The organism is Bacillus sp. SIMBA_008 (assembly GCF_046535495.1).
GTDB classification, from domain to species: Bacteria; Bacillota; Bacilli; order Bacillales; family Bacillaceae; genus Bacillus; species Bacillus subtilis.
The window spans coordinates 1-253 of the sequence record NZ_JAWRWL010000887.1; the positions used below are offsets into that span (position 1 = coordinate 1).

General features: G+C 51.8%; 1 rRNA gene. It reads left to right on the forward strand.

From position 1 onward, the window contains the following. Positions 1-253, forward strand: a 23S ribosomal RNA gene (locus SB658_RS25910); the annotation flags it as partial.

Sequence of the window (253 nt, forward strand, 5' to 3'; positions counted from 1 at the left end):
GCGTCGCCAGGCGTTGTGGAGTCATTGTTGAAATACAACCCTTTGTTTATCTGAGGCCTAACCCCCAATCGGGGGGACATTGCTTGGTGGGTAGTTTGACTGGGGTGGTCGCCTCCAAAAGAGTAACGGAGGCTTCTAAAGGTTCCCTCAGTACGCTTGGTAACCGTGCGTAGAGTGCAATGGCATAAGGGAGCTTGACTGAGAGACATACAGGTCGATCAGGTACGAAAGTAGAGCATAGTGATCCGGTGGT